Origin of the sequence: Arcicella aurantiaca (assembly GCF_003148625.1) — a bacterium.
In the GTDB taxonomy this organism is placed as follows: domain Bacteria; phylum Bacteroidota; class Bacteroidia; order Cytophagales; family Spirosomataceae; genus Arcicella; species Arcicella aurantiaca.
The window spans coordinates 1-7312 of sequence record NZ_QGGO01000010.1 but is presented as its reverse complement, the minus strand read 5'-3'; the positions used below and the strand labels follow the sequence as shown (position 1 = coordinate 7312).

At 34.8% G+C, this 7312-nt stretch carries 10 protein-coding genes; 3 read left to right on the top strand and 7 right to left on the bottom strand.

Going from position 1 to position 7312, the window contains the following annotated elements:
• Positions 1-95 precede the first annotated feature (95 nt).
• The 6 genes from LV89_RS10750 to LV89_RS10725 form a co-directional block, all read right to left on the bottom strand.
• Positions 96-1004 carry a TIM barrel protein gene (locus tag LV89_RS10750; RefSeq protein WP_109742900.1) on the bottom strand — a complete coding sequence of 303 codons (909 nt, stop codon included), beginning with the start codon at positions 1002-1004 and terminating at the stop codon, positions 96-98.
• A 72-nt stretch (positions 1005-1076) separates the two neighbouring features.
• A complete protein-coding gene (locus LV89_RS10745; RefSeq protein ID WP_109742899.1) occupies positions 1077-2504 on the bottom strand; it encodes a CCA tRNA nucleotidyltransferase in 1428 nt (475 codons plus the stop codon).
• A 3-nt stretch (positions 2505-2507) separates the two neighbouring features.
• On the bottom strand, positions 2508-2804 hold the full coding sequence (locus tag LV89_RS10740; protein WP_109742898.1) for a DUF2442 domain-containing protein: 297 nt from the start codon (positions 2802-2804) through the stop codon (positions 2508-2510).
• Between the two features lies 1 nt (position 2805).
• Positions 2806-3069: a DUF4160 domain-containing protein gene (locus LV89_RS10735; RefSeq protein WP_109742897.1), complete on the bottom strand. Its 264-nt coding sequence runs from the start codon at positions 3067-3069 to the stop codon at positions 2806-2808.
• Between the two features lie 13 nt (positions 3070-3082).
• Positions 3083-3637 (bottom strand): L-threonylcarbamoyladenylate synthase, encoded by a 555-nt coding sequence (locus LV89_RS10730; RefSeq protein WP_109742896.1) that lies wholly within the window; start codon positions 3635-3637, stop codon positions 3083-3085.
• Positions 3638-3682: 45 nt separating this feature from the next.
• Positions 3683-5179 carry a hypothetical protein gene (locus LV89_RS10725; RefSeq protein ID WP_109742895.1) on the bottom strand — a complete coding sequence of 499 codons (1497 nt, stop codon included), beginning with the start codon at positions 5177-5179 and terminating at the stop codon, positions 3683-3685.
• 135 nt (positions 5180-5314) lie between these two features.
• On the opposite strand from LV89_RS10725, the gene LV89_RS10720 reads away from it, so the two are divergent.
• The 3 genes from LV89_RS10720 to LV89_RS10710 all read left to right on the top strand — a co-directional run bounded on the left by LV89_RS10720 (position 5315) and on the right by LV89_RS10710 (position 6982).
• The gene (locus LV89_RS10720; protein WP_109742894.1) at positions 5315-5569 is read left to right on the top strand and encodes a DUF8507 family protein; all 255 of its coding nucleotides are present in this window, start codon (positions 5315-5317) and stop codon (positions 5567-5569) included.
• Entirely contained in the window at positions 5566-5985 is a 420-nt protein-coding gene (locus tag LV89_RS10715; protein WP_109742893.1) for a putative toxin-antitoxin system toxin component, PIN family, read from the top strand. The genes LV89_RS10720 and LV89_RS10715 overlap by 4 nt, the downstream gene beginning before the upstream one ends.
• Before the next feature lie 142 nt (positions 5986-6127).
• The gene (locus LV89_RS10710; RefSeq protein ID WP_109742892.1) at positions 6128-6982 is read left to right on the top strand and encodes a restriction endonuclease; all 855 of its coding nucleotides are present in this window, start codon (positions 6128-6130) and stop codon (positions 6980-6982) included.
• Between the two features lie 26 nt (positions 6983-7008).
• On the opposite strand, the gene LV89_RS10705 is transcribed toward LV89_RS10710, so the two are convergent.
• Positions 7009-7312 (bottom strand): transposase (locus tag LV89_RS10705; protein WP_146199140.1); only part of this gene is annotated, 304 nt, incomplete at its 5' end.

Genomic DNA, 7312 nt, shown 5'->3' with positions numbered 1-7312 from the left:
ACTGCTTACTGCTTACTGCTTACTGCTTACTGCTTACTGCTTACTGCTTACTGCTTACTGCTTACTGCTTACTGCTTACTGCTTACTGCTTACTGTCAAAACTTCGCTTGCTTCATCCACTCCAAATCAGTTTTCATACATTCCATCGGTGGAATTCCTTGATATGATTCTTGTTCAAGGATATATTCTGTTGTGCCACCGCTTTTTGCCGCTAATTTTAATACCTCAGCAACACCAATAATTCCTGTACCTAAAATGGTACTTTCATAAGGTTCTTTTTCGCCTTTAATCTCATCTTTCACGTGCATTAATTCAAAACGGTTTGGATATTGTTTCAATAGTTCAACTGCACGTCCACCTCCGTTATACATATTACCAATATCCAATTGCTGGCAAACCAAATTAGGGTCGGTGTTTTGCATAATAATATCGTAAACCTTTACGCTTGTTAAACGAAGACTAAACTCAAAATCGTGGTTATGATAACCGAATTTTACACCTGATTTTTTACTCAATTCTCCGCATTTATTAAACACGTCCATAAAGCGTTTACAATCATCAAAATTCTTGCGTAAACTAATATCCAACCAAGGGCTAATGATGTATTTTTGTCCTAAAATAGCAGCATCTTCAATGGTTTTTTTCCAAGCGTCTGTAAAATCATTCTTAGACGCATCCCAGTGGTTTCCTCCTAACGTAACGTGTCCACTACGCATATTTAAGCCTAAGTCATCAATGATTTTACGAAATTCTGATGGCTCATAACCATAAAATTTATGATTAATATAGTTGGCGTGTTCTACATTTTTGTACCCTATTTCAGCCACTTTTTTGAGTGTAGCCAAAGGGTCTTTTTTCATGTCGTCACGTACAGAATATAACTGTAAGCCAATATTTTTTTGTTTTGCTGGAGTATTCGCTAATAGCGAATCTGGAAGTAAAAGAGCCGCTCCAGCCAATGTTGAGGCTTGGAGGAATGAACGGCGAGAGTATTTTTCAGTCATTGTTGAATAGTTTTTTCAACAATTTAGAAAAAACTATTCAAACTTGTGTCTGCTTATGTGGTTAATGCGGGATTATTGAGGCTCAACAGGGCTTAAACCTAATTTTGCTCCTTCTGCCAATAAAAATGGCATTCCTGATTCAATATTATTGGCAATTGTACCTTCCAAAATGGCTTCTCTGAGTGCAATTTTAATAATTCCTACTTCACGAGAGGGCTGAATACCAAAGGTCTCCATAATCATTTCGCCCGTAATAACGGGTTGAAATTGACGTAGTTTATCGCTTTCTTCAACTTCTTTCAATTTTTGCTCAACAATATCGAAATTGCGAAGATAACGTTTTACTTTATCGCCGTTTTTTGAGGTTATATCGGCACGACACAAAATCATTAAACCTTCCAAGTCTTCGCCTGCTTCAAAAAGTAATCTTCGGAGAGCAGAATCTGAAATTTCTTCTTTGGATAAGGCAATCGGACGAAGGTGTAAACGAACTAAACTTTTCACAAAACGCATTTTTTCGTTCAAGGGCAAACGCATATTGGTAAAAATGGTTTTGACCCATTTTGCACCCATTTCTTCGTGACCATGAAAAGTCCACCCTTTTTTCTTATCAAAACGTTTGGTAGCAGGTTTGGCAATATCATGAAGAATTGCCGCCCAACGAATCCACAAATCGTCCGTTTTTTGAGAAGCATTATCCAATACTTGCAAAGTATGGTAAAAGTTATCTTTGTGTCCTTTGCCCTCTTCGGTTTCTACGCCTTTCAGCCTTACAAATTCAGGAAAAATTTTTGCTAATAATCCACATGAATCCAATAAAAGAAAGCCGTAAGAAGGTTTTTTAGATAGAATAATTTTATTCAATTCGTCCGTAATTCTTTCTTTCGAAATAATATCAATACGTTCTTTTTCTTTGATTAAAGCATCAAAAGTGTCGGGGTGAATGTCAAAATTCAGTTGAGTTGCGAAGCGGATAGCTCGCATCATTCGTAGAGGGTCGTCAGAAAAAGTAATGCTTGGTTCAAGTGGTGTTTTGATAATTTTTCTACGAATGTCAGCTAAACCATCGAAAGGGTCGAGTAGTTCGCCAAAGTCGCTGTCATTCAATGAAATAGCCATTGCATTTATCGTAAAATCACGTCGATTTTGGTCGTCTTCGAGTGTTCCATCTTCAACGATTGGCTTGCGAGAATTACGTTGGTATGATTCTTTTCTTGCTCCTACAAATTCAACTTCCCAATCGTCAATTTTTAATTGAGCTGTTCCAAAATTTTTAAAGACCGATAAATAAACTTCGTCACGTCCTGAGTTTTTGGCTACTAATTCTGCCAACTCAACGCCCGAACCTACGCACACGATGTCAATATCTTTGGAAGGACGATTCAGAATTAAGTCTCTGACAAAACCACCCACGACAAAAGCTCTGATATTCAGTTGTTTAGCTGAGTCAGATACAAGTTTGAAAATGGGATTTGTATGTAATGTTTCTGTGAAATTCATAATTTAGGTTGCCCATGAATATAATACGTCTGGGCAAAAATCTAAGGGTGCGGATTTGATAGTTCCATCGTAATCTCGCATGGTGGTTAAATTTTCCCAACACAAGGTTTTTCCAATGGTATCAAGCCGTACATTTTTAAATATTGATTTGTCTAATAATTTAGCGAAGACAAATTGTGGTTTATCTTTATAATCTTGTAAAAAAATACTGAAATCAATAGTTTTGACTTCACCCGTTGTCCATAAACATTTAACCGAGTATGGTTCAACCTCTAATATTTTTTTGATTCTTGGTAACATCTTATTCCAAAGGTTTTATTTTGAAAAATGTTGCTTGTTCTTGTTGCAATTCCAAATAATTGGACATCAATTCTTCTTTGTGTAATTCTGCCCAAGCTTGTACTAAACGAGTTTGTTTTCGAGGTAAATCACCAATAATAATATTACAAGTTTCTATTGAAAACATAGCCTCTTCATCACCATATTCTGCATGAAAATGCGGAGGTAAATGGTCTTTGGCATACATATAAATGATAATTCCGAAAAAACGACTAATTTCTGGCATATTAAAAACAGTTTTACTTCCTAATAAATTCAAATTCGCCACCTAATCCCAATTTTACAATTTGTGAAGGTTGCGTATTTTTATTTTCTCCTTTTGGATTGTGTAAGACATAATCAACGCCATTGACAATTTCGGGAGAAATATCCGCAAATTGGGTAGGAGAGGGTTGTCCAGAAAAATTGGCAGAAGTTGATACTATGGCACGTTCAAACTTATGCACTAAACCTTTACAGAATTCATCTTTTACTAATCTAATGGCAATTGAACCGTCGATTCCCATCAAATTTGCGGGTAAGTTTTTACCTTTTGGATAAATTACAGTAAGTGGTTTTTCTGCAAATTCTACCAAATTCCATGCAATTTCTGGCACTTCCAAAACGTATTCTGAAAGTTGTTCTATTTTAGAAATTAAAACGATAAATGCTTTATTGTCAGGACGTTGCTTGAGCGTAAAAAGTTTATCAACGGCTTTTTCGTTACGGGCATCACAGCCTAATCCCCAAATGGTATCTGAGGAGTAAAGTAGGGTGTCGCCTTTGCGGAGATGTTGGAGTGCGTCGTGGTACACGTTTTTATTTAATTTTTTGAATTACAAATTTACAAAGAATTTACCCTATTTCCCTTTTCCGTACCCTAACTTGTGTAAATAAAATACCTCTTTGGTAGGGTCTTCATGTCGTTTTCCTTCTATTTTTCGAGTTCCCCACGCTACAAAATTTTGGTCGTACCAAGCCGCCACATTGCTTTCTTCGTCAGGTTTGGCGTTTGCTTCTGCTTTAATTTCAAATATTTCTTTGTCGCCTATATTTTCACTTTCTCGAATTTGTTGTAAGTTTACTTTCCCTTTTTTCAAGAATGCCAACAACCATTTATCATCAAGTTTTGAGACTTGAACTTGTTCTACTAAATCTTCACTTTGGAGATTGTCCATCACCAAAGCATTGTCCCACAGAATTTTACCCGTGTTGTCAAATTCACAAATAACTGCGTGAGTGAACGTATAATCTTCGGTTATTTTTTCCTTTTCTTTTGATTTTGCCCCTAAAATAGAAGCAGAAAGCGAAGCTCCTGACTTGGGTTGTGAGTAATAAATTTCAGCAATCAGCAACGAGCCTTTTGTAGTTTGTATTAAGTTGTGAACCAATAATTTATAACTAAAATTGGGTTCTTTCCCTTCCTTTTTCTTTTGCTCAATCCTTTCTTTCATTTTCTCCTGACGTTTGGGAGACATGAAACTGAAAAAGTTCTTTAAATCAGCAAATTTGATGATACTTGTGCCTTTTTCAAGCCCTTCTTCTAAGCGAGTGAGGTACAAACCTTTTGAAAATTCATTACAATTGTTAGAATAATTCCCGACTAAAAGGGTTTCTTTTTCGTTGAGAGGCAACATTTTACCGCTAATAAAACTTAGACTATTACCGTCCAAATCAGGAACATGAATGGTACGTAGAGATTTTCCTTCGGCAGAATAACTTTGAATTGCCAAGCCACATTTTCCTTTTCGCCTTTCTTTGACAATAACATTAACTTCATTGCGTTTTTCGTCAATTTCTAAACCATTAATTTCTAAATGGTCATCATAAAGTCCATGAAGAACGGTTGCTTTTTTGTGAAAAAATGAAAAGGAAGTGACAATAGGTTTTTCGGAATAACTACCACCTAAAAAAGCAGTATTCCCTAACACTTTGAAGAATTCAATATCAACAGTACCCAATAAATCACCTTTAAATTCATCAATTTCGCCATGTTCTAAATTGAGGCGAATAATGTTAATTTTGGGCGTTTCGGGTTCGGCAAATAACCAAAAAAGGTATTGCTCATTTTGGTAAGAAGTGACTGCTTCAAAGCCTAAATCAATCGTTAAAGTAGCTTGCCAGCGTTCATGAAAGTTGGTATCGTAGCGGTAAAAAGTCCAATTATTGTTATTCCGACTAAAAAAGCTTTCTTTTTCGAGCGTTAAAAGAATTCCGTCTTTATTTAAAGGTAAGACTGAAATATTTTCTTCAAATTTAGAATCCTTGGGAATTTCTATTTGCCCCAACTGATTCAATTGAGCAAATATTGGCGAAGAAAAAACACAGAAGATAAATATTTTGAATAGATATTTCATGGACGGAGAGTTTTTGAAATAACAAGTTACAAAATTGAATGTTTAGAGAAAATATTTGCGTATAAAAAGTGGTATTCTGAAAATGGACATTTTTTGTTTTTATCTTTGGGAGGAATTTCATTAATTATCAAAATCATGACGGTAAAACAACATAATCTACAAAGGCTTTCAAATGCTCAGTTATTATTACTGAATATGTTTGAGCATGATTTATCTGAAACAGATTTAGAAAGTCTAAGGAAAAATTTAGTTAAATTCCTAAATTCTAAATTACAAGACGAACTCAACACTGTAATCAAAGCTAAAAAGATGACACCCAAAGACATCAATTTTGATGAAACGGGCGATAATAGAACAGAATACTTAGCTAAAATTAGAGCTAAATCATGAAATGCGTAATTGATACGAATGGACTTCTAAAAAGTATTCCTAAACGTGGTCAATACAAATGGCTGTATGAAGCATGGCTCGATGAACAGTTTACGTGGGTATTTAGTAATGAAATTCTTTCGGAGTATGCCGAATTAGTTGAACGACGATACAGTACTAATGCGGCAGATTTTGTTTTGAAAATCCTACTTACCGCCAGTAATCATGAAAGATTCGAGCCGTCTTTTAAATGGAATTTGGTTGAAAATGACCCAGATGATAACAAGTTTGTTGATTGTGCCGTAGGTGCTGGGGTTGATTATTTAGTGACAGAAGATAAGCATATTCGAAATCTCACCAAAATTGAAGATTTATTTCCTCCTGTTCCTGTGATTACTTTCAAAGAATTCAAGCATATTTTAAAGAATAACCCATAAGATTGGTCTCCATAAATCGACCACTTTTTTGTTTTTATCTTTGTGGGGGAAATTAGGAATGTTTTACCTTGCTAATGAACTGTAACCTAATTAATATACATCATTATCGTTTAGAGGTAAGCCCTCGAAAATTAAAATATTTATGAAAGAACTTTTCAAGTTTAAATATGATGATTTATTCAATCCTACACTTAACGCATTACATAATTTAGGTGGTTCTGCTTCAGTAGCAGAAATGGAAGAACAAATTGCCATTTTGCTGAACTTAACTGATGGACAAATAAACGAAATACATAGAGGAAATACCAGTAAACTAAATTACAGACTTGCATGGGCAAGAAATTATCTAAAACGATTCGGTTTATTAGAAAATTCATCAAGAGGTATTTGGGCTTTAACGGAGAAAGGATTAAAAACTAAAACTGTTAATAAAGAATTAGTAAAGCGTGAAGTAAAAAGTAGTAGAATTGATAATGATGATATTCTGTCAAGTGAACTTGCGGTAGAAGAACAGGAAAGTGAGGAAATAGTGAAGTTTACTTGGCAGGAAGAAGTTATTGATGAACTGCAAAAAATAACTCCAAGTTCTTTTGAAAGGCTTTGTCAACGTCTTCTAAGAGAATTAGGTTTCCAAAATGTAGAAGTAACAGGTCAGACAAATGATGGTGGCATTGATGGTAAAGGAATCTTAAAGATTGGGAGTGTGTTATCTTTTCATGTTATTTTTCAAGCAAAGCGATATAAAGGTACTGTTTCCTCATCAGTTGTGAGAGATTTTAGAGGTGCAATGGTTGGAAGAGCAGATAAAGGATTGATAATTACTACCGGTATTTTTTCCAGAGAAGCAAAAAAAGAAGCACAAAGAGATGGTACTCCACCTATTGACTTAGTGGATGGAAATGATTTAGCTGAAAAATTAAAGGAGTTGCGACTTGGTATTGATGTTGAATTAGTTGAGAAAGTAAATATTAGAACCGAATGGTTTAAAACTTTTTAAAATAACGTGAATTATTGCGATAAATCTCAGATTAGTACAATTTCATATTTTTCATCACTCCTTACTTTTTCCGTATAGTTTGGGAATGAGGGGAATGATTCAAAATAGGTATAAGCAATCAAAGCACTCGTGAAATTTACCATAAAATTTTTAGAACTTCGATGTCTGGAATGTTCCAGATTACAGATGTTTTTCAAGAGGTCAAAGACTGTTTCGACCAAGCCTCGGTGTTTTAAATAATAGGCTTTTAAGGGAGTTAGTTTTTCTTGTACTTCTTTCATATTATCTCTGGTTTTGGTAATAAGTTCTAAGTCACGAAGCTTAAAAAAT